The organism is Pseudofrankia saprophytica, from assembly GCF_000235425.2.
Classification (GTDB): Bacteria; Actinomycetota; Actinomycetes; order Frankiales; family Frankiaceae; genus Pseudofrankia; species Pseudofrankia saprophytica.
The window spans coordinates 220,381-247,023 of the sequence record NZ_KI912266.1 but is presented as its reverse complement, the minus strand read 5'-3'; the positions used below and the strand labels follow the sequence as shown (position 1 = coordinate 247,023).

Here is a 26,643-nt window from a genome sequence, read left to right as displayed (position 1 = left end):
CGACCGGCCGTGAATACGGGGCTGGCGCCGGAGGCGCGGGCCGTGGGAGCCGGGGTGGGACCGGTGCCGGTGCCGGGACCGCGGGAGGGGCGGCGGCCGCGGGACGGGCGGTGCCCGCGGGACGTGCCGGCGGGCCGAGGGGCGCCGGCGGAGGGTGTGCGGCCGGCGGAGCGAGGGGAGCCAGGCGCAGACTGCCGCGAGGCGTGGTGTCGGGGTCGATGTCCTCGAGGCGCAGGCTGGTGGGGGTGACGTCGGCCCAGCCGGCGAGCGACGTCCAGCGGGCGTCCTCGTCCGGTGCCTCGCCCCAGGCGGGCGCGGCCTGACCGGGAAACGTGTCCGACTCGGAAGACGCCGGCGGGTGCCCGGCGGGGCCGGCGGCGCTGGTGGGCGCCAGGCCGTCGGGTCCCGGCGGCCGGTCATCGGATGGGCCTGCCACCGTTCCTCCCGCGGGTTGCGCCCGCGGCCACGCGCGGTCTGGACACGATCTGACACCGGACCCAGCTGGCCGGCCCGATCACATATCCGTTGGCAGGCCTCGGCCGTGGGTTTGACCATTGTTGCGCGGCCGTCGGTTTTCGACCACTGGCGGCCTATGGCTGGAACGAGGCGATTGGTCCGAGAACCCGCCCGAGACGTCCGGCAGGCCAGGAGATCGGCGACCGACTGTGGCCAAGGGTGACCGAGCCGGCCGGCGGCCGAGCGGCGGGAGGCGCGTCGGCCGCCGCCCGTCCCGCGTCGGCCCCCGGCCGGACGATCGGTGGGGATGGATCAGGCGAGCGGGTCGAAGTCGGTCCACCACTGGTAGAGGGCGACCCCGTCCTTGTCGGTGGCGAAGAAGGCGAGCAGGTCGTCGTCGTAGGTCCAGTGCATGTAGAACGAGCCGTCGTCGGTGTGCCCGCAGAGCAGCGCGCCCTCGTCGACCTCACTGTCCGTGAAGTTCCACGTGCCGACCTGGTCCTTGCCGTCCTTGCAGTCACCCGCGTCGTTGATCGTCTTGCTGCGCGCGTCCGTGTCGCGCTTCAGCGCGTCCGCGTCGAAGAAGCTGAACGCGAAGATGCCGCGGCCGTCATCGGTGGCCGAGCACAGCACCGCCGCCTGGACGTCGCTGTCCTCCTGGTCGGACGCTGCCTCGCAGTCCGAGACGGCGTCCGGGTCCAGCTGGGACACCAGTGCTTGCTCGGCCAGGCTGAGCGCGCCGGAAGCCGTGGGCGACGGGGCCGGGGTGGTGGTCGGCGGCAGCGTGGGGCTCGTCGTCGCGGACGCGGAGACCGTTGGCTGCGTGGTCGGCGTGCCCGACGCCACCGGCTTCGGCTTGTCGTCGCCACCGGCCAGGGTTACCCCCAGCACCACGATGAGGATGATCAGCACGACGCCGGCCGCGACCCCGCCGATGATCAGGTTGCGGCGGTTGTTGTTGCGCGGCGGCTGCGGCTGGCCGCCGCCGGGGTAGCCGGCGCCGCCATAGCCCTGCTGCTGCGCGTAGCCCTGCTGGCCGTAGTCGTAGCCCGCGGGCTGCTGACCGTAACCCGGTTGCTGGTAGCCGCCGTAGCCCTGCTGGGTCTGCTGGCCGTAGTCGTAGCCCGCGGGCTGCTGACCATAGTCCGGCTGCTGGTAGCCCTGCGTGGCTCCGTAACCCTGCTGGGGGTAGCCCTGCTGGTCGTACCCCTGCGGAGCCGGCGTCTGGCCCGGGTATCCGCCTGGGGCGGGTGTCTGCGGCGGCGGGTAACCACCCGGCGCGGGCGTCTGCGGCGCCGCGGGGTAACCACCCGGCGCGGGCGTCTGCTGCGGCGGCGGGTACCCACCCGGCGGGGGGTAACCGCCCTGCTGCGGGTAGGGCGTGGTCGGCTGGTAGCCCGGTGTTCCGCCGGGCGCGGCGCCGGGCGGCGTCGCCCCCGGCGTGTTCGCCCGGTACGGGTCGGCGGTGCCGCCGCCGACCATCCGGGTCACGGCGTCCGAGTCGTCCGCCGGCTGGCCGCCTGCGCCGGGCGCGGATGGGCCCTGCCCGTAGGGCGACCGGCCCGGCGCCGCCCCGGACCCACCGACGAGCTGGGTCTCGGCGTCCGAGTTGTCCGGCTCGTGGCCTGTTGGCTGCATGACTTTCCCTCCCAAAGGGTCCCCGGGTGCCCCACGCTCCATCCCCAGGGCCGGTGTCCGATGTTAGGAGGTCGTGCCGTCTTGCGGCATCTCGCGGTCGGTTGTCGGACATCGGACGTCGCGCGTACGACATGACGATGTCGTGCCGGCGGGCCGATGAAGACCGGTTGGTGGGCCGCGCTGGCCGCCTCGCCGAGTAGGCGCCGACGGGGGAAATGCCGGCCGACCGGCGTATGAGAGCGGTTACGGCTTCGTCAGGGCAGAGCCCGCCGCGGCATCTGCGACCGCTTCAGGGTTGGCAAACGAGCGGCAATATTGTGCATCCGTTGCTTATTTCCGAGACGGACCCTGTGTCCAGCTAGCCGGGAAGAGGACCACAGGAATTCGCGCTCCAGCCATCCGGCCGCGGCTTACGGCGGGCATGGGCGGCGCTTCTCACGGGGGGATTACGAGATCGACGGCATCGGCGGAACGCGGGCGTGGCTCTCGTATCGACTACCCCGGTCGGCCGGTGACTGTGTTCGGCTACTCGTGGTTACCACTGGATACCCGACTCGAGCGGAGTGGCGGTACCCGGAGTTGCTCCGGTGTTTCGTTCAGCGCCCGGCTGGCTCGGGCACGCGGGCCGCCCGCTCGTTGGCGGGGCCGGAGACGGCGCGCGGGTGGTCCGGGTGCAGGAACACCCAGCGCTTGTACGCCCAGAAGCGGAAGACCGTACCAAGGCCGGTGCCGAGCACGTTGCCGAACAGGTTGAACGCGAGCGCGCCCTGCAGTCCCAACACGTACTTGCCAAAGCCCAGACAGGCCAAGGCGATACCAAGGCCGATCGCGTTCAGAACGATGAACAACGTGTACTCACGCCGCACGCCGGTGCGTGCGCGGTGGGTGAACGACCAGGTCCGGTTTCCGATGTAGGCGATCGTCGCCGCCACGATCGTGGAAACGGTCTTCGCAGTCAGCTGCTCCATGTGGAGCTGCGAGTGACACAGGTTGGAGACGAGTACGTCGACCACGTACGCGACCGCGCCGACCGCACCGAACTTGCTCAACTCGCGGATGAGCAGCGCCAGCCGTGATGGCCGTGCCCGGTGCTTCACGACAGACAACTCAGGCTGATTTCTGCCACCCTCCGAGACTACCGACGCCACCCGGCGGCCCTTCGACCGCCCCCGCCCGATCCGCTGGGCGCGGCGGCGGGTCGATACGGACGCGGCCGGATCAACGACGGAAGGCAAAGATCCTCCTTGAGGGGTGGGTGTACTTCGTCGACAGACGGTCTGCCCTCGTTTGCTGTCGGTGACACCGTTCCCCTTGTCCCCAACCAGCGGGCGGCCAGATGTCCTGTAGGTCGGGCACCTCGTCGGTCTCTTCACTGTAGAGGGCGCCCGCGCGGGGCGAGTCCGACACCCGGGGCGACGCCCCCGGCACCGGCGGGCACCCCACTTTCGACCCGGGGAAAGTTTCCTGTGGAGCCCGAGTCGGATCATCCGCCGCCCCCCGGGACGCCGAGTGCCCTCCCGGGCATACGGCCGTAGCCGGGCTGGGCCGGGCTGGGTGGGCAGGCCGGGACGCGCCGGGCCGGGCCGGGCCGGGTCTGGTCGGACGACGTGACCCGGCCGCAGGCTAGCCGCCGTGTCCCTGGCCGGCCGACCTCTCGTCGGTCGGCGCCGGCACCCGAGCGTCGCTCGGGCGGCCGAGGCTGTGGTACGCCCAGCCCGCGGCACGCCAGCGGCCCGCGTCGAGGGCGTGCCTGCCGTCGACCACCACTGCGCCGGCCACGTAGGACAGCAACGCGGCCGGGTCGAGCTCGCGGAACTCGCCCCATTCGGTCAGTACCAGCACCGCGTCGGCGCCGGTGACCGCCTCGCGCACCGAGGACGCGTAGTCCAGCGACGGGTAGCGCAGCCGCGCGTTCGGCACCGCCGCCGGGTCGTACACGGTCACCAGCGCGCCTTCGACGGCGAGCGCCGCGGCGATGTCGAGCGCCGGCGAGTCGCGGATGTCATCGGAGTTCGGCTTGAACGCGGCGCCAAGCACGCCCAGGCGCCGGCCGTCGACGGCGCCGCCGAGTGCCGACCGGGTCAGCGTCACCGCCCGCTCGCGCGCCCGCAGGTTCACCGCGTCGACCTCGGCCAGGAAGGCCAGCGAGTCCGTCGCGCCCAGCTCGGTCGCCCTGGTCTGGAACGCGCGGATGTCCTTGGGCAGGCAACCGCCGCCGAAACCGATGCCGGGGCGCAGGAAGCGGCTGCCGATCCGGGCGTCGTAGCCGATGCTGGTGGCCAGCTCCAACACGTCGGCGCCGGCCACGTCGCAGATCTCCGCCATCGCGTTGATGAACGAGATCTTGGTGGCAAGGAAGGCGTTCGCGGCGACCTTGACCAGCTCGGCGGTGGCGTAGTCGGTGACCACCACCGGTGTGCCCGCCTCGATCGTCTGGGCGTACACCGTGCGCAGACGAGCCTCGGCGGCGCCGCCTGGCGCGACGCCGAACACCAGCCGGTCGGGGCGCAGCGTGTCGTTGACGGCGAAGCCCTCCCGCAGGAACTCCGGGTTCCAGGCGAGCTCGACGTCGGGCGCGGCGGCATGGATCCTGGCGGCCAGCGTCGCCGCCGTCCCGGCGGGCACGGTCGACTTGCCGACGACCAGCGCGCCGGGCGCGAGGCCCACGTCGATCAGTGCGTCCACGGCCGCGTCGACGTAGGTCAGGTCGGCGCCGCCGTCGCTGGCGCGTTGCGGGGTGCCGACGCAGATGAAGTGCACGTCGGCCCAGCTGGCGACGTCCCCGATCCCGGCGGTGAACGACAGCCGTCCCGACTCGAGGTTCTTGCGCAGCAGCTCCTCGAGGCCCGGCTCGAAGAACGGCACCTCCCCGATCGACAGCCGCGCCACCTTCGCCGCGTCGACGTCGTAACCGATCACGGTGAAGCCCAGCTCCGCCATGCACACGGCGTGGGTCGCGCCGAGGTAGCCGGTGCCGAGCACGGCGACCCGCGGCCCGGACTCGGCTCCGGGCGGCGCCGTGGCCCGCTCGGACGTGCTCGACGTGCCCACGCTCGACCAGCTCACGGTTCGCTGCCTCTCTGTGTCATCACCGATGTCTGTGCCGGCACCGATGCCTGCGCGGCTGGCGGTTCGGCCCGGCCCGGCCGGCCCGGCCAGCCAGCCGACGGTAACCGGCGCCACCGAGTCCGGTTGGGCCGGTTTGCGCCGTCCGCCAACCTGCCCGCTGGTGGTAACCCCGCGTTGCGGAGGCGTTCGTCCGCGACGACCTCGGCACCCGAATCGGGATCATCCGGGCGCGGAGGCTGGCTGATGGTCACGCTGTGAAATACCCACCTGGAGCGTTCGCCACCTTCCGGGGCCGTCGCTCAGTCCGTATCCGGCGCGCGCCCCGGCGGCGTCGCCGCTTCCGCCAGAGACAGCTGGCGCACGCCGGCGGGCAGCGGACGGCGCGTGCCACAGACGGCCGTCACCCGCTCCGTCGCGATCCGGCGCGCGAGCGCGCCGTCGTCGAGGTGAGTGTCGAGGTGGCGGCACAGCACCACCGACGCGCCGGTCACGAGCGGCGCGAGCACCGCGGCCAGCAGGCCCTCGGCGTCGCCGGGCCCCGCGGCGGCCAGCAGCCGGTCGCCAGGTCCGAGGCCGGCGAACCCCGCCGCCGAGGCGGCGCGGGCGAGCAGGGCCGTCTGGGCCGGGGGTGGCGCGGGCGCGGCGAACCGGTCGCCGTGCGCGGGCACCTCCGCGGCGAAGTCGAGCACCCCGGCCACCGGGTGGGCCATCCGGGCGCCGAACGGGCGCAGCGACAGCGCGACGACCTCGTCCGCGCCGAGCGCCAGCGCGGCGTCGACCCGGCTCTCGGCGACGAAGAAGGCCTGGACATCACCCCCAGCCACCTGGCCGGCCTCGTCCGCTGCTTCTGTTCCGTCCGCCAGCGGCCCGGTCTCCGCGCCCGCGGAGTCGGGGGCGACGAGGACCTCGAGACCGGCCGACCAGGCGGCCAGCAGGATGACGACGGCGAGCCAGTGGGCCGGCAGGTCCACGCCGACGCGGTCGCCCGGTCCGAGGCCGAGGGTGTCGACCAGCAGGTTCGCCGTCTTGGCCACCCAGTTGTCCAGGGTCACGCCCGAGAGCTCGACCCGCTCGCCGGTGGCGTCGTCGTAGAACGTGACCATCGGGCTCGCCCCGTCGGCCCGCAGCCGGGCCGCCAGCGCCGCCGCCACCCCCGGGAACGGTGCCGCGCCGCTCGCGGCGGCCCCGCCGCCCGGCCCCGCCAGGTCGAGCAGCGCTTCGACCGGGATGAGCCGGGGCGCGTCGTCCATCACGGCGTGCACGAGGTGTCGGCCGGGATGCCGCCGGACCCCAGCGGCGCGGTGGTCGTCGGCGCGACCGTCGCAGCCGTCCCCGCCGCGCCGGCCGCGGGAGCCGCGCCGGTGGCGGCGCTGGCGCCCGTCGGCCCGGCGCCGCCCGCGACACCGGTGAACGACGAGCCGAGCACGAGCTCGAGGCCGCTGCCGGTGAGCGTGGCATCGGCCACCGCCCGCGCGCCCGGGATCCTGGCGACGAGGGTCTTGGCGGCGCCCTCCTGGCCTGGCGCGTAGCGGACCTCGGTCGCGCTCTGGTCGGCCGTGGCCGTCGTGGCGGCCATGAAACCGCCGAACCCGAGCGCCCGCAGGTCGGCCGACGTGGCGGCGGCGAGCCCCGTGCGGCCCGACGCGTTGGCGATCGAGGCGACGATGACCTGGGCGGGCGCCACCGGCGGGGCGCTGGCGATCGCCGCGTCCTGCGGCGACGCGGGGCGCAGCGGCGCCAGGATCTGCTCGAACTCCTCGGTGTTGATGAACAACACGGCCCCGTGGACGCCATAGGTGCCGTACATGTCCGAGGCGCCCTCGCTCTCCAGCGGGACGTGCGTCGGCACGGTGACGAACTTGACCTTGCCGGAGCCGAGCTTGCTGACCCGGTCGGCGAGCTTGATCAGCTCCGTCTGGCCGAGGCCCGAGTCCATCTCGATCGCGCCGCCTACGGCACCGAGCAGCGCGGTGATCTTCGCCGGGTTCGTGAGCACGCCGGTGCTGGTCGCCTGCGTCAGCAGCTTGGACAGGAACTGCTGCTGCCGCAGGATCCGCAACCGTTCGTCACCCAGGGCGTGCCTGGTCCGGACGAAGGCCAACGCCTGGTCCCCGTTCAGGTGGTTCTCCCCCAGCTGGCCGTGCCACTGCGAAAAGTTGTCGTTCAGATTCGTGGTGCTGCCGTTTGGCATCCGTGTGACACAGACGGTAACACCACCGATCGCGTCCGTTATCTGCTTGAAGCCGGCCAGGTCGATCTTGATGGTGTGGTCGATGTGCAGGTCCGTCAGCGCCTCGAGGGTGGTGATCAGACCGGGCACGCCGCCGTAGGTCATGACGTTGGTGAGCTTGTCCTTGCCGTCCCGCGGTACGTCCTTCGCCGCGGACGTCGGGACGACCACCTTGACCAGCTCGTCGCGGGGGAACGAGAGCAGCGTCGCGGTGCCGTCCTTGTCGAAGTGGGCGATGATCGTCGTGTCTGACCGGTTGCCCTCGACGGCCTCGCCGCCGTACTCGTTGCCCGTGCCGTCGCGGCTGTCGTCGCCGAGCAGCAGGATGTTGACGCTGCCCGGTACCTCCGCCGGCCTGTCCCCGCCGACGTTCCAGGCGCTGTTGCGGGTGAGGTTCCTGTCGAACTGGTTGTAGAGGAACCAGCCGACCCCGCTCAGCGCGAGCACGAGGGTCGACAGCAGGGAGCAACTGACCAGGGAGAGTCGCCGCAGCGAGGAGCGGCGGCGGCGGGGGGCTCGGGGGTTGAGCTCCGGCGGCAGAGCCGGGCGCGGCAGGGTTGCGTGGCTCACCGGCGGTGCGGCCCTCCTCGGCGGGTCGGACAACCAGACAGACCGGACGGCTGGGACGGTCCCGTCGGCTGGGCCGACGGGACGTGTCCGCTGGCCCGCGTCCCCCCGCGCGCGTCGCGGCCACCGCTCCGGCGCGCCGTGGGCGGAACGATCCCAGACCAGTGTCGTTGTCCCGAGTTAGGACGCATCGCTTCGCTTGGACGTTGCCATCCGGCCATGCGAGCTTAGAGACAACAGACGAGTGTGACGTTGTTGTCACAGAACGTCACGGCAGTGGGGTGCTTGGGCTGGTGCGTGGGCGGTCTGGCGCGCAGGCGGGCAGCCGCGCAGGTCCGCCGGCCGGTGCCGCATCCGACCGAAGGCATCGGTCGTGAGATTCACCACGGCGTCACGGCTGGGTCCGCGTCGGGGGCCCGCGGGCCGCTGACGCGCGGTCCGGAGACCGTTGGCACAGGCTGGTCGGCCGCCCGATCTGTTGTCTTTTTGGAGTTTCCGCGGTGTTTACCTAGCCTTGTGGCGATGGTATCGGCCGCGGGCACGGGCCACGGGCCGCGGCCAGGACGCCCGGGGCCGCCGCCGCGGCGTCAGTACGTGCAGCTGGAGGTGAGATCCGCGGCCGTCCGCGGCGGGGGCGGGGTCGCCGGGGCACTGGTGCCTGTGCCCGTGCCGGCGGCGGTGGGCGACGACGCCCCGGAGCTCGTGCCCGCGGCGGCGCGGTCGAGGCCGGTGAAGCCGGTGCCGAGGATCAGCGTGACCGTCCCGGCGCGCAGCGCCGGGTCCACGGCCAGGCGCGCGTCGGGGACGACCGCCGCGACCGCCCGCGCGTCCGCCTCACGCCCGGGGGCGTACCGGATCTCGCTCGCCGCCGGGGACTCGCCGGTCCAGGTGTGCGCGGCGCCGGTCCTGAAGCCGGCGGTCGACAGCGAACTCGTGGTCGTGTCACCCGTGCCGGCGACGCCGGTGCCGTTGTAGACGTCCACCCGCACGGCGGAGCGCCGCGAGACGGGCCCCGCGGGCACGCCGCCGGGGCCGGCGGTCGCGGCGGAAGAGCCGGTCGGGGGTCGTTCGCCCCGTAGCGGGGCGAGGAACGCGGCGAGAGACCTCTGGTCGTAGATCTGCACGGACCCGTAGACCGGGAGCTCGCCGAGGGCGTTCGCGCCCTCCGCCGGCGTCGGTGGCCGGACCGGGATGGTCTCGAAGCGGATCTGGTCGGCGGAGAGGCCGCGCAGCCGGATGGCGAGCCGCTGCAGATCGTCGATCTTGGTGGAGTCGTCGACGGTCAGCGAGCTGAGCGCCGCCTGCAGCAGCCCCTCCAGGCGGGCCGGGTTGGCCAGCACGCCGGTGCTCGTCGCCTTCTCGAACACGGCGCCGATGAACTGCTGCTGGCGGTGGATCCGGTCGAAGTCGCCACCCGGCAGCCCGTGGCGCTGGCGGACGAACGCCAGTGCCTGCTCGCCGTCGATGTGGTTGGCTCCGACCACCCCGCGCCACTGTGACCACGGGTCACGCAGGTTCGCCGTGGAGCCGTCGGGCAGCGGCCGCAGGCACACCGTCACCCCGCCGATCGCGTTCGTCATCCGGCGGAAGCCATCCAGGTCGACCGAGACGTAGTGGTCGATGCGGATCTGGGTCATCCGCTCGACCGTCTTGATCAGCAGGGACGGGCCGCCGATGGTGATCGCGGAGTTCAGCTTGCCCCTGCCGTGGCCCGGGATGGCGACCAGCGTGTCCCTGGGGAACGAGACCAGCGTGGTCGTGCCGTTCGGCGCCAGATTGGCGATCATGGTCGTGTCGGAGCGCTCGCCGTCGACCGCGCCTTCGCTCTCGAACTCGTTGCCCGTGCCCTCCCGGTTGTCCGAGCCGACGAGCAGGAAGTTCACCGCGCCGCCCGGGTTTCCCGTCGGGCGGTCGCCGCCGAGGTTGAGTTTGATGCGGGAGATCTGCCCGTCGAAGTAGCGGTAGACCGTGTAGCCGCCGACGGCGGCGACGAAGACCAGGCAGGACAGCACCGCGACCAGCGTCACCAGCGCGCGGCGGGCTCGCCCGTGCGGCACGTCGACGCCCCGCGGCCGCGGCCGGCGGCGGGGGTCGAGCTCAGGGGGAAGAACGAGGGAGGCGTCTGTCGGGGGTTTGGGCGGTGCTTCGGTCACCGGGCCAGCACCTCCCACCCCCGCCCGGGTGATTACCCGGCAGGCAGATACTCTCCGAACATGTCTTGATACTTAAAGTACCCGCTGCCGGCCATCGATACCCGTCTCCCGTACGCATGACGTTGTTATTGATGCTTTGAGTGATGATCGCCGGTGAGCCGTGAGACGGTTCACCTCGCTCGGGGGGACAGTCACCCGAGGGAGAGTCACCTGGAGAGGGCGGACAGCTCGCCTGCTCACCCTTATCTGCTCACCCGCGCGGCGCCGGTCGCGGCCGGCCCGAACGAGATCGGCGCGGCCACCCCGGAGGGCGGCCGCGCCGTCCGCGCGGATCCGGAGGTTCAGACCGCCGGGACGTCCAGAGCCTTGGGGTCCAACTTGGTGAACAGCGCGCCCGACCACTCGAGGCGGCGGCCGGCCGGGACCGTCTGGCGCCGCCACACGCTCAGGTCGACGCCGAGCACGGACGCCAGCCGCTCGGAGCTGAACGGCAGGAACGGGGCCAGCGCGACGGCGATACCGGCGATCGCCTGCACCGATGTGGCAAGACTGGCCGCGGCGGCCTCCCGGTCGACCTTCACGGTCTTCCAGGGCTCCTCGCGGTAGAGGTACTGGTTCACCTCGCCGGAGATCTCCATCGCGGCTCGCAGCGCGGCCCGCAGCTCGACCTTGTCCAGCAGCTCGGCGACCCGGACCAGGCCGTCGTCGACCTTCGCCAGCAGCTCGGCGTGCTGGCCGCCCAGCTCCGCGGGGTCGGGGACGGCCGGCAGGACCCCGTCGAAGAACTTGTTGATCTGCGCCATCACCCGGTTGACGAGGTTGCCCCAGTTGGCGATCAGCTCGTCGTTGACCCGGCGGATGATGTCCGCGTCGGTGATCTCGGTGTCGTTCTGCTCGGGCAGCACGGTCGAGACCGCGTACCGCAGTGCGTCCGGCTGGAGGACGTCCAGATAGTCCGGGACCGTCCGTCCGATGCCGGCCGACTTCGAGGCCTTCGCCCCGCCGAAGGTGACGTACTGGTTCGCCGGGACGTCGGTCGGCAGGTTCAGGCCGCCGTAGCCGAGCAGCATCGCCGGCCAGATCACCGTGTGGAACGGGATGTTGTCCTTGCCGACGAAGTAGTACGCGGCCGCGTCCGGGTTCTCCCACCAGGCGCGCCACGCCTCCGGGTCGCCGGCGACGGTCGCCGCCCACTCCTTGCTCGCCGACAGGTAGCCGATCACTGCCTCGAACCAGACGTAGATCCGCTTGCCCGGGCCGAGCTCGTCGGTCGGCAGCGGCACGCCCCACTCGAGGTCGCGGGTGATCGCCCGGTCGTGCAGGCCGTCCTTGACGAACTGGACCGACCAGTTGATCACATGCCGGCGCCAGCCCTGCCTGCTCTGCAGCCACGCCAGCAGCTCGTCGGACAGCGCCGACAGCCGCAGGAAGAAATGCGACGTCCGGCGCTGCTCGGGCACCGCGCCGGTCATCTTGCTGCGCGGGTCGATGAGCTGGTCCGGGTCGAGGGTGCGGCCGCAGTTCTCGCACTGGTCGCCGCGCGCGCTCGGGTAGGAGCAGTAGGGGCAGGTACCCAGCACGTAACGGTCGGGCAGGAACCGCCCCGCCTGGGGGTCGTAGAACTGCGTCGTCTCCTCGACGGAGATGTAGCCGGCGTCGCGCAGCCTGGTGAACACGTCCTGGGTGACCCGGGTGTGGTTGTCCGTCCGGGTGGAGGTGAACAGGTCGAAGGAGATGCCGAGCCGCTCCCAGATGTCCAGGAACATCGGGTGGTAACGGTCGACGACCTCCTGCGGGGTGATGCCCTCCTCCTCGGCGCGCACCGTGATCGGCGTGCCGTGCGTGTCCGACCCGGACACCATCAGCACGCGGTTGCCCACCATCCGCTGGAACCGCGCGAAGATGTCGGCCGGCAGGTAGGCGCCGGCGATGTGCCCAAGGTGCGGTGCGCCGTTGGCGTAGGGCCAGGCGACCGCCACCAGGGTGGGACGGCCCGCGGGCCCGCGGTTGGCCCCCGGCGGTACGGGCGGGCTGATCTGCGCGGTCACGGCTTCACGTTACCCCCCGGGGGGTAACCGATTCTCACCGCGACAACGGGCCAACGGCGCGGCTGGCCCTCGTTCTCGTCAACCGCCCGCGGCGGCGTCAGCCGCGCAGCTCGGCGGGGTGGGCCGCGAAGGCGGCGGCGAGGGCGTCCCGCCAGTGCCGTGGCGGGGTCAGGCCGGCGTCGATCCAGCGGCGGGCGGACAGCACCGAGTAGGCGGGCCGGGGCGCGGGGCGCGGGAACGCCGCCGTGGTCGTCGGGGCGACCTTGGCCGGGTCGTGCCCGAGCTCCTCCATGATCGCCTGGGCGAAGCGGAACCAGGTGGTGTCGCCGGCGTCCGTGTAGTGGTACAGCCCCGGCGAGACACCCGAGAGCGCCAGCTCGATGATCGCGGCGGCGAGATCGGCCGACCAGGTGGGCGAGCCGCGCTGGTCGTCGACGACCGTGAGCTGGTCGCGCTCCCGGGCCAGCCGCGCCATCGTCTTGACGAAGTTCGCCCCGACCGCGCCGTACACCCAGGCTGTACGGATCACGTAAGCCGACGGGCACAGCGCGAGCACGGCCTGCTCACCGGCCAGCTTGGTCCGCCCGTAGGCGGAGACCGGGGCGGTCTGGTCGTCCACCTCGTACGGCTTGTCGGCGGTGCCGTCGAAGACGTAGTCGGTGGAGAGATGGACGAGCGTCGCGCCGGCCTCGGCGCAGGCCGCGGCCAGGTGCGCGGGCCCGGCGGCGTTGGCCGCGTAGGCACCAGCCTCGTCGGTCTCCGCGCCGTCGACGTCGGTCCAGGCAGCGGTGTTCACGACGGTGAGCCCACCCTGGATCTTCGCCGGCCTGGCCTGGTCGCGGATCACCGCCCGGACCCTGGCCGGATCGGTGATGTCACACTCCGCCCTGGTCAGCCCGGCGGAGGCCGGCAGCCGGGGATCAGCGGCGAGCAGCCGGCACAGGTCGGAGCCGACCTGGCCACCAGTACCGATCACGAGTACGCGCACGGTTCGCAGTCTGGCAGACCGACGAACAACCCGGCAGCAACGTTAAGTATGCGCATGCCGCGCCTTCCCGGGCAGGTGCCCGACGCACCGGGCCACCGGGTGCCGCAACCGGGTCGTCTAGGCTGGACCGACGGGCGACGGACCATACCAGGCCGAGCCCCGATGAGCCACGGCCCCCGAGCGGGGACGGTTCGGCCAGAACGGGCACGGAGCCGGCGGAGCCGGGCTCGCACCGGCAGAGCCGGAGGAGGGCGCGCGACGCGCCCGCGATGAAGCGACCACGGAGCCGACGATCAGCGAGCGCACCGACACCCCGCCCCCGGCGCTCACGCCCGGGGCGGGCAGCACGGAGATCCCCTCTCAGCCGACCGTGCCAGACCCGGCCGCCGACCCGACCGCGCCCGACCCGGCCGCCGTCGGCGCGCCAGGCCGTCCGCGGCGCCCGTGGCACTCGCCGCGCCCGCCGCTGGCTCTCGGGAAGGCGGTCCGGGCCGGCGGGGCGCTGGCCCGGCGGGTGCCGAAGGTCGTGCTGCTGATCACCGCGCTGCACGTCGCGCTGCTCGCCACCTACTCGGTGATCTACCCGACCTGGGCCGGCTACGACGAGGCGCAGCACGTCGACATGGTCTACGGGCTCCAGCACGGCTCCGGCTGGCCCGGCCCGGGCGACAAGATGATCTCCAAGGGGGTCGCGGCGACCTCGGACGACTTCGACCGGGGCGACTACGCCGACATGTTCCAGTCCGGCGGCAAGCGCCGCGGCGCACCGTCGTTCGCCGAGATCACCCCGACGCCCCGCCCCGACCGCGGTTCGTTCGACGAGCTCGGCGGGCCGGACCCCGTCACCGACGGCCGGCTGTCGAACCAGATGGTGCAGCACCCGCCGCTGGTCTACGCCGTCGGCGCGGCGGTGCTGTCCGCGCTGCCCGGCTCGGACGACTGGGCCTACGACAAGCAGGTCTACGTCCTGCGGCTGCTCAACATCCTGCTGGTCGCGCCGCTGCCGCTGCTGGCCTGGGCCACGGCGCGCCGCCTCGGCCTCGCCGAGACGGTGGCGCGGGGCGCCGCGGTGCTGCCGCTGGCGGTGCCCGGCCTCACCCGGGTCGGCTCGTCGTTCAACAACGACGGCATCCTCATGCTGTCCGCGAGCGTCCTGACGTTCGTCCTCGCCGGCGTGCTGCTCGGCGACCGGCGCGCGCGCACCGCGATCTGGGCCGGGGTGTGGCTCGCCGTGACCCTGCTGACCAAGGGGACGGCCCTGCTGCTGCCGCTCATGGTCGGCGCCGCCTACCTCGTCGGCTGGTGGCGCACTCGGGACCCGCGGCCGGCCGCCGCGGAACCGCGCGCGGCGCGCCGGCGGGCGGCGCTCGGCTCGCTGCCCTGGCGGCCGGCCGCGATCGCGCTCGGCGTCGGGCTCGCCGGCGGCGGCTGGTGGTGGGTGCGTAACTACGTGCTCTACGGAGCGGTCCAGCCGAACGGCTGGGGCGTCGACCCGCCCCGGCGGGAGCCGTTGCTGCTGCCCGACTCCTTCTGGACCTGGCTGTGGTACTTCGTCGAGACCATGTTCAACCGCTTCTGGGCGGGGTTGGGCATGTTCGAACCGCCTCAGCTGACGCCGATCGCCATCGTCTCCGCGACCGTCGTCGTGGTGGCGGTGGGCCTCGTCGGGCTCGCGACCGGTCTCGCCGGTTCACGCGGGCGTGGTCGCGGGCCCGCGGAGTCGATCGTCGTGGCGATCCCGGCGCAGGCGCCGGCCGACGCGGCGACGGCGACGGCGCCGTCACCGGCCGGGCGGGGCTGGCGGGCCTGGCTGGGCCGGCTGCGTACGCCCGCGGTTCCGGCAGTCCTGCTGCTGCCGGCCGTGTTCGCCTACATAACGGTCGGCCAGCGCAGCTGGGCCGACTACGAGCGTTACACCCGCGGCATCGCCGTCCAGGGCCGCTACCTCTATCTCGGCGTCGTCGGCATCGCCGTGGTCGCCGCGGCGGGTCTCGCCCGGCTGCTCGGCCGGCGCGCACGCTGGACCCCGGTGGTCATGCTCGTCGGTGCGGTCCTCATGCAGGCGTTCGCGCTGCTGGCCATCTGCAGCTACTACTGGCTCGGCCGCGGCGTCGCCCTCACCCCGGCGCGGATCCCGGACGCCGCCGCCGCGATCGCCCGCTGGGCGCCGTTCCCCGTGGGCGTCACCTGGACGATCCTCGCGGCCACCGGCGCGCTCGTGGTTGCGGCGCTCGTCGTCGCCGTCCACTCATCCCTTCAGGACCCGCCGTCGGAGGCGTCCGTGGTGGGCGACGGTTCGACGGCGCCCACCACGGACGCCGCGAGCCCCGCGCCCCTGCGGCCAGCTGACGCCGTCGGCCCAGAAGCCACGGTGGGTTCCCGATAGCCGGTGGCGCCCAGCGGGGGTCGCGGCGAGGCTGCACATCCGCACGCTTTGTTAACAGATGCCCGCTATGTCGGTCGAGATCGCCACGACGCCCCCGGGCTTAGCGGCCAGCTCCAAGACCAATCCGTGTCACCTCAGCCCGTCTATAGGGCAGCTGATCCGACACACTTCACCCCCGGTCGTTTGAGGTGTGTCAGCTCAGGGTGTCTATGGACACGCTGAGCTGACGCGGTCCGACCATCCAGGGAGGCCCGGCGGGGCGGTGTCTCTGGGGGTGGTGGGTGGGCCCAGAGGATCCCCGGGGGGATCAGTCCGGCGGGCTGTGGTCGGCTGCCAGAGGCCCGTTCAGCCGTGTCTGACTGTTCGCTCTCTGTGCGCTACCTGGTGGCCGATCTTGTACCCGCAGTATCGGCCGCGTCTAGGCCGGAGACGGAGCCGTTCGCGGCATCGCCGGCCGCCAGGACCGCCGCGTCGATCGGGGCGGAGTCGGTGGTCGCGACTCCCGGCACGGCGGTCTGCGCCGCCGGGGCACTCTCCACGACGTGCCTGGTCGAACGCATCTGCAGCTGCGGGAGCAGCCAGGCGAGGGCGAAGGCGATGGTCGCGACGGGGCCCGCGACCCAGAACGCGACCTGGATCGCGTCGGTATAGGCCCCCTCGAAGCCCTGGCGTAGCGCCGGCGGGAGGCTCATGACCAGCTTCGGGCTTACCTCCGAGGGGCTGAAGCCCGCCGGCAGCGAGGCACCGTGGAGGTCCGTCGCCAGCTTGGCGGTCAGCTGGTTCGCGAAGATCGCACCGAGGATGGCCGTGCCGAACGAGCCGCCGATCGAGCGGAAGAACGCCGAACCAGATGTCGCCGCCCCGAGGTCACGGAACTCGACGGCGTTCTGCACCGACACGACCAGCACCGGCATGACACCGCCCAGGCCAAGGCCCAGCAGCGACATATAGATGATCAGCTCCGCCGCGCCGATGTCCGGGGTGATCCGTGCGGCGAGCATCACGAGCGCGATCGCCACCAGCGCGCTGCCCACGATCGGGTAGACCCGGTACTGGCCTGTCCTGCTCACGAGCCGTCCCGTGATGGTCGACGAAACGAGCATGCCGCCCATGACGGGTATCAGATGCAGGCCGGACATCGTCGGTTCGATGCCCTGAACCACCTGCAGGAACAGCGGCAGGAAGGTGATGGCCCCGAACATCGAGAAGCCGCACACGAAGCCCATGAGGTTGGAGACGTTGAAGACCCGGTTGGCGAACAGCCTCGGCGGCAGCACCGGCTCGGCCACGCGCCGCTCGATGAAGCCGAACGCGACCAGCAGCACCACGCCGCCGATGACCAGGCCGATGCTGGCCGGGGAGCTCCAGGCCAGCGTCGTGCCGCCGAGGCTGGTGAACAGCACCAGGCAGGTGGCGGCACCGCCGAGCGCGAGCGTGCCGAGGTAGTCGATCGATCGCTTCACCCGGTTGCGGGTCGACGGCAGCGCCGAGGCGACGATGATCAGCGCGATCGCGCCGAGCGGCAGGTTGATGTAGAAGACCCACCGCCAGTTCAGATGGTCGACGAACAGACCGCCGAGCAGCGGGCCGACCACGGACGCGAAGCCGAACAGGCCGCTGAACACTCCCTGGTACCGGCCCCGCTCTCGCGGCGACAGCACGTCACCGATGATCGTCTGCGCGCCGATGATGAGGCCACCGCCACCCAGGCCCTGCAGCGCGCGGAACGCGATGAGCTCGCCCATCGACTGAGCGAGGCCGGCGACCGCCGACGCCACCAGGAAGATGACGATCGCCGCCTGGAAGAAGATCTTGCGGCCGTAGAGGTCGCCGAGCTTGCCCCACAGCGGCGTGGACACCGTCGAGGCCAGCAGGTAGGCGGTGACGATCCAGGACAGGTGCTCCGCGCCGCCGAGGTCGCCGACGATCGTCGGCAGCGCCGTCGACACGATCGTCTGGTCGAGCGCGGCGAGCAGCATGCCCACACCGAGGGCGAGAAGGATCAGTCCGACCCGGTGCCCTCCGGGTTCGACCGGGACGTCCGCCGTCGGTGGTGTGACGGGAGAGGCAGGCTCCGAGGACCGGCTCGCTGTGCTGGGTGACGCCATCACGTTCTCCCTCGGCGGCGGGGCGGGCATGGTCGGCGGGTTCGCGCGCGCTGGGCGTGGCGTGGCTCGCGTTCGGGCGGGTGGAGCTCCTCGGTGGGCTCAGGCGTGCGCGGCGTCGGCCCGCGGCGCGAGCGTCGGCACGGCCGGCGGCGGGCTCATGGGGCCGTGCCCGGCCAGCCGGGCGTGGGCGCCTGGCCGGGGGCGAGCGGCTGGCCGGGCGTGGGTGGCGCGAGGCCGCGCTCGACGTTGTCGAACCCCGCTCGCAGCTTCTCCGAGAGCGCCGCGGCGGAGGGGTTCTCGGTCCGTTGCCAGTGCGAGATCGTCGACCGGACGACGGCCATCGCCACGGCGACCACGGTCGTCGGGTACGGGTGCTCGTCGACCGACAGGCCGGTGCGCTCGGCGATGACCTCGGCCAGGCTGAGCTCGAAGCGGCGCCAGGTGGCGGCGTGCGCGCCGAACAGCTGCGGGTGGCTCTGGTGCATCTGCGCCCGCGCCAGGTTCGCCCGCGGGTCGACCGTCTGGCGTTCCAGCCGGTTGGTCAGGACGGCGGCGAGGGCGCGCAGCGGCGGCTCGTCGGCCGGCCGGGCGCGCAGCGCGGCGCACGCCTCCTCGATGTCGTCCTTGTCGATCCCGGCCAAGGCGTCTTCCTTGGACCGGAAGTAGTTGAAGAACGTGCGCGGGGAGACGTTCGCGGCCTGGGCGATCTCGTCGACGGTCACGCGTTCGAGGCCACGGTCGGCGACGAGGTGGACGGCGGCCTCCCGGATCGCGTTGCGGGTCTGGCGCTTCTTGCGCTCGCGCAGCCCGAGCTCGGTGGGCTCGGCCACGCCCGCACTCACTCCCATCGGGCGTCCCTCCTTCCCCTTCCGCGCTCCTGCTTCCGTATCTTGCGCGCCCTACAAGTTTGCCGTCAATACAAGTTTGCAGCCAGTGAAATCTTTGGGCCAGCTGCCGGTCCGGACTAGCTGTCGTGCCGCCAGTCGTCGTGCCCGCGCGCGCGGCCGACGGGGACCGGATCGCCGGAGAGCAGCAGGTCCACCGGAATCGTGTCCGGAATGGACAGCTGCGGCGCGTCATCGCCGACCGCGGTGGCGCCAGCCGTCGCGGCGGCCTCGGCGCGGGCGTCGAGACCGCTGCTGCGGCGCATGCGCAGCTCGGGGAGGAGCCAGGCGGTCAGGAAGCCGAGGAACGCGATCGGCACCGCGACCAGGAAGACGACCTGCAGTGAGTCGGTGTAGGTCTGGATGAACCCGGTGCGCAGGGCGGCGGGCAGGCTGGCGATGAGCTTGGGGCTCACGTCCGAACCGGTGACACCGGCCGGCAGCGGGGCGCCACCGACCAGGTGCGCCATCTTGCCGGCCAGCACGTTCGCGAAGATCGTGCCGAACACCGCCGTGCCGAACGAACCACCGATCGAGCGGAAGAACGTCGCGCCCGAGGTCGCCGCGCCCAGGTCCCGCGGGTCCACCGCGTTCTGCACCGACAGGGTGAGCACCGGCATGACCAGGCCCATCCCGGCGCCGAAGACGAACATCGACAGGCTGAGCCGCAGGGTCGAGACGTCCGGGGTGAGCAGCGAGAACAGCGCCGTCCCGACCGTCATCAGACCGGTACCGATGATCGGGAACGCCTTGTACCGGCCGAAGGTGGAGATCAGGCGCCCAGTCGTCATCGAGGCGATCATCAGGCCGAGGCTCATCGGCAGCATCTGCAGGCCGGACACGGTCGGGTCGATGCCCTTGACGACCTGCAGGAAGAGCGGCAGGAAGATGATCGAGCCGAACATCGCGAAGCCGACCACGAAGCTCATCAGGCTGGCAACGTTGAACACCTTGAGTGTGAACAGCCGCGGCGGCAGGATCGGCTCGGCCGCCCGGCGCTCGACCAGCGCGAACAGGCCCAGCAGCGCCACACCGCCGACCGCGAGGCCGATGCTCGTCGCAGAGCTCCACGCGATCGAGGAGCCGCCGAGGCTGGTGAACAGGACCAGGCAGGTCGTGGCGGCCGCGAGGACGGCGGCGCCCAGGTAGTCGATCGAGGCCTTCGCCCGGTTGCGGATCGCGGGCAGCACCACGGTGACGACGGCGAACGCGGCCACGCCGACCGGAACATTGATGTAGAAGATCCAGTGCCAGGACAGGTGGTCGACGAATAGGCCGCCCAGCAGCGGGCCGAGCACCGACGAGACGGCGAACAGGGCGCTGAACACGCCCTGGTAGCGGCCCCGCTCCCGGGGGGAGACCAGGTCGCTGATGATCGTCATCGCGCCGACGACGAGGCCACCGCCACCGAGGCCCTGCAGCGCGCGGAACGCGATGACCTCCATCATCGACTGGCTCAGGCCCGCGAGCATGGAGGAGACCACGAAGATCACGATGGCTGCCTGGAAGAAGCGCTTGCGGCCGTAGAGATCGCCCAGCTTGCCCCAGATCGGTGTCGAGACCGTCGAGGCCAGCAGGTAGGCGGTGACCACCCAGGACAGGTGCGTGGCGCCGCCCAGGTCACCGACGATCGTCGGCAGTGCCGTCGACACGATCGTCTGGTCGAGCGAGGCCAGCAGCAGGCCGGTGCCGAGCGCGGCGACGATCAGCCAGATCCGGCGGCCGTTGTCGGCGGCGCCGGCGTTCGTGGCCCGCTTGGTCATGGCCCGGGCGGCGCTGTGTGGCGAGTTCATCTACGTGTCTCCAAAGGTGCGCGTCCGGGCCTTGGGCTCGTGGTTCGCGGCTCGTCGCTCTCGTTTCGGCGGCCCTGCGCGATCGCCGGCCTCGGCCACGGGTCAGGGCTCGCGTCGGTGCTGGACGCGGTGCCGGGCCGGTCGATCGTGCGTGCACTACAACTTTGCCTCTGCTACAAGTTTGCAGTCAACGCAAAAATTCCGAGACTGCAGAGATCTGCGTCACCTCGGGGCGGCGAGAGGGGCGGGTGGGCCCGGAGGCCGGTTGGTGCCACCGGAGGCGCAGGTCGCGCGCGCCGGGAGGCGTAGACACGGCGAGACACCAGGGAGGTCGGAGCGGTCACGGTGGGATCGGCTGGGACACTTGACGACGATGGCCACGCCGCTCGACCAGCCGGTCCCGACCGTGACGACCCAGCCGGTCGTGGGTTCGGCGACCCCGGAGACGCGACGGCGGCTGGGCGCGTGGGCGCGGCGGCACGCGCTGTTCGGCGCGGTCGCCCTGGTGGCACTCGCCGTCAGGGCGCTCGTCGTGGCCACCTACCGGCCGGCGCTGATGTACCTGGGGGACTCGGGCGCCTACCTCGATCAGGCGTGGCACGGCCTGTGGCCGGAGGACTGGCGGCCGTCCGGCTACCCGATGTTGCTGCGGCTGGTCGACGGCCAGGCCCACCTCACCCGGCTAGTGATCATCCAGCACCTGTTGACCTTCGCCGTCGGCGTCGGGCTGTACGCGGTCGCCCTCCGGGTGACCCGGCGGACGTGGGTGGCCACGCTGTGCGCCGCGCCGATGCTGTTGTCGCCCTGGGTGCTCGACCTCGGCCAGTTCGTGCTGGCGGAGGCGCTGTTCAGCGTGCTCACGGGCCTCGGGCTGTTGCTGCTCGCGATGCCCGGCCGTCCACGAATGTGGGCCGTGGTGCTCGCCGGGCTGCTGCTCGGCGCGAGCCTCACCGTCCGGACGGTCGGCTATGGGCCGCTCGCGGTCGCGTTCGTCGTCCTGCTCGTGACCACGACGGCCGCCGCCGTCCGCGCCCGTCGCGAGCACGGCACGGGCAGGCTCCCCGGGGCCCTGCGGGTGCTCGCCGTGGTCTCCTCGTTCGCCGGGGCGGTGGCGGCGCCGGTGTGCGCGTACAGCGGGTGGAGCCTCGCGGAGGGCGGGCACTTCAACGTCTCGGCGCACTCCGGGTTCTTCCTGTACGGCCGGGTCGCGCCGTTCGCCGACTGCGCCGCGCTGCCCGAGGACCGTCCCGTGCTGCGGACCCTGTGCGACCGGCGGCCGGTGGCGCAGCGCTCCCAGCCAGACACCTACCTGTGGCCGGCGAGCTCGCCGCTGCGCCAGGGCCACACCCGCATTCCCAAGGGCCGGGAGGAGCTCGCCGGCGAGTTCGCGAACGACATCGTCCGCGCGCAGCCCTGGATGGTGCTCCGGACGTCGGGCGGCTACCTGGTCGGCTACTTCTCGCCGGCACGGCACGAGACCGCCACGACGTCCCGCGCGGACACCTGGGAGCTGCCGGACACCCTCACCAACGTCCTGCCGGACAGCGACCCGCGCTCGGCCGACGGCTACTACGTCGTGACGTCGATGCGGAGCGGGCTCGCGCAGGGGCTGGCCGGCTACTCGCGGCTCGGCTACGCGCCGATGCCCCTGGTCGGCGCGGGGCTCGTCGCCGGGCTGATCGCCGTCCCGGTGGCCCGGCGGCGCCGTCGGCCCGGCCCGCCGCCGATGTACTGGCTCGCGGGCGGCGGCGGCCTGTCGGTGCTCGCGATCAGCGCGCTGACCGCCGGCTTCGACTACCGCTACCTCTCGTCCGTCATCGGCATCCTCGGCGCCGGCGCCGTCCTCGGCGCCGCGAGCCTCGCGCGTGCCCTGCGGCACGCCCCCGTCCAGACCCGGCCACGGCCCGACGCCGACGCCACCGTCCCCGCGCCGGTTCTCGAGATTCCCGCGCCCGGCCTTCCCTCACCCGGCGTTCCCGCGCCTGGCAGGGTGGTCCGGGGATGAGACAGGCGTCGTAGGTGGTTCGTGACGAGAACGCTCCTGGCGACCGTGCCATGACGACCTGGATCCGTGCTGGTTGGCGGGCGAGGCCGGTTGAGCCGGGTAGGCCATGGTTCGTGGCGGCAGTCGCATGGCGATGGGAGGCCGAACGTGCGGGTGGCATTTCTCGGGATGGGCAAGATGGGCCGGCTGATGGCGGCTCGGGTGCTGACTGGCGGGCATGAGCTGACCGTCTGGAACCGGACGCCCGGGCGGGCGCCCGAGCTGGTCGCGGCCGGCGCCCGCGAGGCCGGTTCCGTCGCGGACGCCGTCGCGGACGCCGATGTGGCCGTCCTGATGCTGTTCGGGCCGGAGTCGGCCGGTGAGGTGATGGAGTCGGTTCACGTCGCCGCGCCCGCCGGACTGTTGGTGATCAACGGGACGACGGTTGGGCCGGAGTCGGCTCGCGAGCTGGGCCGGGCCGCGGCCGGCGCCGGGCTGCGGTATGTGGACGCGCCGGTCGTCGGCACCCTCGCGCCGGCCCGCGAGGGCAAGCTGAAGATCCTCGTGGGCGCGAGCGAGGCTGACCTCGCCGCCGCTCGGCCGACCCTGGAGCTGTTCGGAGACCCGGAGCGGATCGTCCGGGTGGGCGAGGTGGGCGCGGGCAGCGCGTTGAAGCTCGTCGTCAACCTCAGCCTCGCCGAGGCGATGGCCGCGGTCGCGGAGACCGTCGCGCTCGGCGTCGACCTGGGGCTCGACCGCGGGGTCGTGCTCGACGAGCTGGCCGGCGGGTTCCTGGGCGGAGTCCTCGGCTACAAGCGGCCGATGATCGAGTCCGGGTCCTTCGCCCCGCCCGCGTTCACCGTCGAGGCCCTCGCGAAGGACGTCCGGCTGGCCGTCCGCGCGACTCCGCGACCCCTCGGCGTCGCCCAGGCGGTACTCGGCCTCACCGCCGAGGCCGCCCGCCGCGGCCAGGGGGAGGACGACTTCTCCGCCATCGCGGACCTCCGCCCGCTGCCCGCCGCGGGCGAGCCCGGCGCCGCAGACCCGTCGCGTCGCCCCTATTCGACGCCCGAGGGCTCGGCCGCCCAGACCTGAGCGCGAGCTGTTCCAGCGCCAGGTGTTCCAGCGCGAGGTGTTCCAGGTCGTGCCGGTCTGACGTGATTACCCGACTCCGCAGGGTGCGTGCGTCGTCTGTGGAGTGGACCGCTAACGTCTTCTTTGGGCGCATTGGCCGACGAAGGCCCGGCCACCCGCGATGATCGGGATGCCAGGTGGGGACGGCGGGGGAGCGGCGGTCGGAGCACGTTCACGACCACCTCAAGATCGATCACGGCGATGACGGCCATGACAAGCACGGCGACGACGGCCATGACAAGGATGATCACGACACCGGAGCCGGGGGCGTCGACGGTGTCGGTGTCGGCGTGGGCGTCGCCATCGGCGTTGCTGGCCGAGGCAATGGCCGCTCGGCGGTGCGGCGGTGGGTGGTCGTCGGCGTCGCCGGGGCGAGTCTGGTGTTCGCCGCGCTCGCGACGCTGACAGCGCTTGCCATTCCGCCCTTCACCAGCGCAGACGAGGCCCAGCACACCTCCTACGCACTGGACGTCGGCGGCGGCAGCCTGCCGGTGATCGACACCCCGGTCCGGGCCCTCCTCCCTGGAATGCCCGGCATCCCGGCGGACTGCGTCGTCACCCCCGAACAAGTCAGGCTGGGTCTCGAAGCGGCCCGCGCGCGGATCGCCCGCGACGCCGACGCCAGCCGCGGTCCCGGCTCGGCCGCCGGCTTCGGGGAAGGATCGCGAGGGGAGCCTCGTCCGGTCGAGTCCCGCCAGCCCCGAACGACCACCTCGGCCGTCGCCGACAGGACCGACCCGGCCCGGCCGACGGCCGCCGGCGCCGGCGCCGGTGCCAGCGCTGGAACCGTCCGTCCGCCGTCGATGGCCCTGGAGATGGCGTCGGCCGGCGGAATGCCCGCCTGCGCCCGCGGGCCGCGGGGAGTCCACAGCAACACCCAGCTCACCTACACGGCCAACCATCCGCCGTTGTTCTACGCCATCGAGTCGGTGCCCCTCGAGGCCGGAATCCACAGCGGCCACCCGATCGCGGGCTTCCGCGCGGCCCGGCTTCTCAACGTCGTCATGGGCATCGCGGCGCTGGCCGCGGTCGCCTGGCTGGTGCGCGAACTCCTACCCACGCGCCCGGACCTGGCCGTGGGCGCCACGGCGGTCATGGGCACCGTCGGAATGTTCATCAATTCCTGCGGTCAGATCTACAACGACGGGCTGTCTCTCGCCACGATCATCGCGGGCCTGGCGGCCACGGTCGCCCTGTTACGGCGCGGGCCGTCCGCGCCGCGCCTGTTCTGCCTGGCCGTGGTGGTGCTCGCCGCGGCGGCGACCCGGGCGAGCGGCCTGCTCGTGGCGGGGCTGCTCCTGCCCGCCGCCGGGATCGCCGTAGCTCTTCACACCGGTGGGCGGTGGCGCCGGCTCGGGCTCGGAATCGCCACCGTGGCGGGCGGCGCGGCGGGCGTGTGCGCGGGAATCGGCTGGTTCTACTGGCGGAACGACCAGCTCTACGGCGATCCCACGGCGAGCGGGCTGATCGCCAAGATGTTTCCGATCTCGGAAAAGCCGATGACGGTCGACGAGATCCTGCATTCGCGCACCTTCGCCTGGGCCATCTACCGGGGGTTCTACGGCCGTCCGCGCCTGCTCGCCGACGGACGTGACCTGACGGACGGGACGAAACTGGTGCTGCTGGTGCTCGTCACGGGCCTCGTGCTCGCCGCGCTGCGCCGCGCCGCGCGCTGGTGCGCGGCCCGGTGGCCGCGCGCCGCGCGCGGGGCCACCGGGCTGGACGGGAAGGGAGACGGCGCGGCGACGGGCCTCCTCGGTTCGTGGCCGCCTGGCCCCTGGCTGACTCGCCCGTGGCTGCGACGCCGGGCCCCTGGCGTGGTCGCGTGGGCGTTGATCGTGCTGCATGTCGCGGTCGTGGCCGCCACGCTCGTCGGTTACGTCGCCGCCGGTGGCGCCTGGTTCGCCCGTTACCTGTTGCCGGCCGTGCCGATCGGGGCCCTGCTCCTCGCCGCCGCCCTCGCCGCGCTGCCGGGCGCCCGCCGCGGCCTGCCCACCGTCGCCGCGGTCGCCGCGCTCGCCACCGCGGCCGGCGTCATGACAGCACGAGAGCTCGCCTTCAAGCTCCCGGCGCTGCACCTCTATGACACGGTCGGACGCCTCCGGTCGGCGCTGGTCCTCAGTGGCGTCCCGGAGCCCACCTTCACGCTCTGGACCCTCGGCCTCGTCGCGCTCCTCGGCCTGGCCCTCCTCACCGTCGCGATGTGGTCCCTGTCCATCGCCGCCGTCCCCACCTGGCCCGTCCCGCGGTCGCCTGGGCGGCTACCGCACGTAGGCCGCGCCGCCGTCGACCGGAAGGATGGCGCCGGTGATGTAGGCGGCCGCGGGACTCGCGAGGAAGACCGCGGCCTGGCCGATGTCGGACTCGGGGTCGCCGGTGCGCCGTAGCGGGATGGCGGCGAGGACGTCCGCCAGGGCTTGAGGCTCGTCGGCGGCGAAGCGGTCGAGGGCGGGGGAGTGCGCGAACGGCATGATCGTGTTGACGCGAATGCCGTCTGGGCCCCACTCGACCGCCGCGCCGCGTGAGATCGCGTTCAGCGCGGCCTTCGTCGCCGCGTAGACGGCCCGGTGGTGGGTCATCGGCGCGATCGAGGCGCCGGACGAGACGTTGACGATCGCGCCGCCACCACGCAGGTACGGATGACACCGGCGCATCAGGCGGAGCGCGGCGAGCGGGCCCGACTCCCAGCCGGCCGCGATCGTCTCGTCGCCGATGTCCAGCAGCGTTCCGTGCGGCACAATCATGGCGCTGTTGACGAGGATGTCGACGGTCCCGAACGCGGCGACCGTCAGCTCCACGAGCCGGTCGAGGTCGGTGGGCACGGTGACGTCGCAGCGGATGGAGCGGGCGGTGCCGCCGCGCGCCCCGATCTCCTCGCGGACGTCATCGAGCGTCGACTCGGTCCGGCCGCAGACGACCACTCGCGCCCCGGCCGCTGCCAGCGCGAGCGCGATGCCACGGCCGACTCCCTGCCCCCCGCCGGTCACGATCGCGGCCTTGCCCGCTAACGGACCAGCGGACCCGCTGCCTTCCGTCGCCATGCTCACGCCTCTCAACATCCGCTTCGAGTGGGATCCCCTGGGAAACAAACCAGGACAGGTTCGAAGCGTCGCCGGACGACGCCTGGGCCGCAAGACGCGCGTCAAGACACGCACAGGCGGCGCGCCCCGCCCCGGTCGGCCCGCGAAAGTCGACCGTGCTGTTG

General features: G+C 72.7%; 15 protein-coding genes and 2 pseudogenes. 4 read left to right on the top strand and 13 right to left on the bottom strand.

Annotated features, from left to right (window positions below; genetic code table 11):
* The 9 genes and pseudogenes from FRCN3DRAFT_RS55750 to rfbD form a co-directional block, all read right to left on the bottom strand.
* Positions 1 to 436: pseudogene (locus tag FRCN3DRAFT_RS55750) on the bottom strand (hypothetical protein); the annotation flags it as partial.
* A 332-nt stretch (positions 437 to 768) separates the two neighbouring features.
* Positions 769 to 2,094, bottom strand: coding sequence for a hypothetical protein (locus tag FRCN3DRAFT_RS53800; RefSeq protein ID WP_007519623.1), 1,326 nt, complete (start codon positions 2,092 to 2,094; stop codon positions 769 to 771).
* 596 nt (positions 2,095 to 2,690) lie between these two features.
* The gene (locus FRCN3DRAFT_RS0200990; protein WP_035924180.1) at positions 2,691 to 3,191 is read right to left on the bottom strand and encodes a GtrA family protein; all 501 of its coding nucleotides are present in this window, start codon (positions 3,189 to 3,191) and stop codon (positions 2,691 to 2,693) included.
* Positions 3,192 to 3,717: 526 nt separating this feature from the next.
* Positions 3,718 to 5,160, bottom strand: coding sequence for a UDP-glucose dehydrogenase family protein (locus FRCN3DRAFT_RS0200985; protein WP_007519628.1), 1,443 nt, complete (start codon positions 5,158 to 5,160; stop codon positions 3,718 to 3,720).
* Positions 5,161 to 5,462: 302 nt separating this feature from the next.
* The gene (locus FRCN3DRAFT_RS0200980; protein ID WP_007519630.1) at positions 5,463 to 6,413 is read right to left on the bottom strand and encodes a TIGR03089 family protein; all 951 of its coding nucleotides are present in this window, start codon (positions 6,411 to 6,413) and stop codon (positions 5,463 to 5,465) included.
* Positions 6,413 to 7,963 carry an LCP family protein gene (locus FRCN3DRAFT_RS0200975; protein WP_007519632.1) on the bottom strand — a complete coding sequence of 517 codons (1,551 nt, stop codon included), beginning with the start codon at positions 7,961 to 7,963 and terminating at the stop codon, positions 6,413 to 6,415. Before FRCN3DRAFT_RS0200975 ends, FRCN3DRAFT_RS0200980 begins: the two co-directional genes overlap by 1 nt.
* Before the next feature lie 584 nt (positions 7,964 to 8,547).
* Positions 8,548 to 10,113: an LCP family protein gene (locus FRCN3DRAFT_RS0200970; RefSeq protein ID WP_007519633.1), complete on the bottom strand. Its 1,566-nt coding sequence runs from the start codon at positions 10,111 to 10,113 to the stop codon at positions 8,548 to 8,550.
* 341 nt (positions 10,114 to 10,454) lie between these two features.
* Complete coding sequence (metG, locus tag FRCN3DRAFT_RS0200965; RefSeq protein ID WP_007519634.1) at positions 10,455 to 12,161, bottom strand: methionine--tRNA ligase; 1,707 nt, start codon at positions 12,159 to 12,161, stop codon at positions 10,455 to 10,457.
* A 97-nt stretch (positions 12,162 to 12,258) separates the two neighbouring features.
* Positions 12,259 to 13,137, bottom strand: a complete 879-nt coding sequence (rfbD, locus tag FRCN3DRAFT_RS0200960) for a dTDP-4-dehydrorhamnose reductase (RefSeq protein WP_007519636.1) — start codon at positions 13,135 to 13,137, stop codon at positions 12,259 to 12,261.
* A gap of 382 nt (positions 13,138 to 13,519) precedes the next feature.
* On the opposite strand from rfbD, the gene FRCN3DRAFT_RS42065 reads away from it, so the two are divergent.
* A complete protein-coding gene (locus FRCN3DRAFT_RS42065) occupies positions 13,520 to 15,535 on the top strand; it encodes an ArnT family glycosyltransferase (RefSeq protein ID WP_335341669.1) in 2,016 nt (671 codons plus the stop codon).
* 377 nt (positions 15,536 to 15,912) lie between these two features.
* Here the strand turns inward: FRCN3DRAFT_RS42065 and FRCN3DRAFT_RS42060 are convergent, their stop codons facing one another.
* From FRCN3DRAFT_RS42060 to FRCN3DRAFT_RS0200940, 3 genes are all read right to left on the bottom strand, one after another.
* Positions 15,913 to 17,643, bottom strand: a complete 1,731-nt coding sequence (locus tag FRCN3DRAFT_RS42060) for an MDR family MFS transporter (RefSeq protein ID WP_007517715.1) — start codon at positions 17,641 to 17,643, stop codon at positions 15,913 to 15,915.
* Between the two features lie 155 nt (positions 17,644 to 17,798).
* A complete protein-coding gene (locus tag FRCN3DRAFT_RS42055; RefSeq protein ID WP_007517716.1) occupies positions 17,799 to 18,491 on the bottom strand; it encodes a TetR/AcrR family transcriptional regulator in 693 nt (230 codons plus the stop codon).
* A gap of 116 nt (positions 18,492 to 18,607) precedes the next feature.
* The gene (locus tag FRCN3DRAFT_RS0200940; RefSeq protein WP_007517718.1) at positions 18,608 to 20,320 is read right to left on the bottom strand and encodes an MDR family MFS transporter; all 1,713 of its coding nucleotides are present in this window, start codon (positions 20,318 to 20,320) and stop codon (positions 18,608 to 18,610) included.
* A gap of 373 nt (positions 20,321 to 20,693) precedes the next feature.
* Between FRCN3DRAFT_RS0200940 and FRCN3DRAFT_RS42050 the strand changes: the two genes are divergently transcribed.
* From FRCN3DRAFT_RS42050 to FRCN3DRAFT_RS58055, 3 genes are all read left to right on the top strand, one after another.
* The gene (locus FRCN3DRAFT_RS42050; protein WP_232793880.1) at positions 20,694 to 22,325 is read left to right on the top strand and encodes a hypothetical protein; all 1,632 of its coding nucleotides are present in this window, start codon (positions 20,694 to 20,696) and stop codon (positions 22,323 to 22,325) included.
* 147 nt (positions 22,326 to 22,472) lie between these two features.
* Complete coding sequence (locus FRCN3DRAFT_RS0200930) at positions 22,473 to 23,399, top strand: NAD(P)-dependent oxidoreductase (protein ID WP_007517722.1); 927 nt, start codon at positions 22,473 to 22,475, stop codon at positions 23,397 to 23,399.
* 176 nt (positions 23,400 to 23,575) lie between these two features.
* Complete coding sequence (locus tag FRCN3DRAFT_RS58055; RefSeq protein ID WP_007517723.1) at positions 23,576 to 25,825, top strand: DUF6541 family protein; 2,250 nt, start codon at positions 23,576 to 23,578, stop codon at positions 25,823 to 25,825.
* Here FRCN3DRAFT_RS58055 and FRCN3DRAFT_RS0200920 read toward each other — a convergent pair.
* Positions 25,775 to 26,479: pseudogene (locus FRCN3DRAFT_RS0200920) on the bottom strand (SDR family NAD(P)-dependent oxidoreductase); the annotation flags it as partial. The gene FRCN3DRAFT_RS58055 and the pseudogene FRCN3DRAFT_RS0200920 sit on opposite strands and share 51 nt — an antisense overlap.
* Between the last annotated feature and the right edge of the window lie 164 nt (positions 26,480 to 26,643).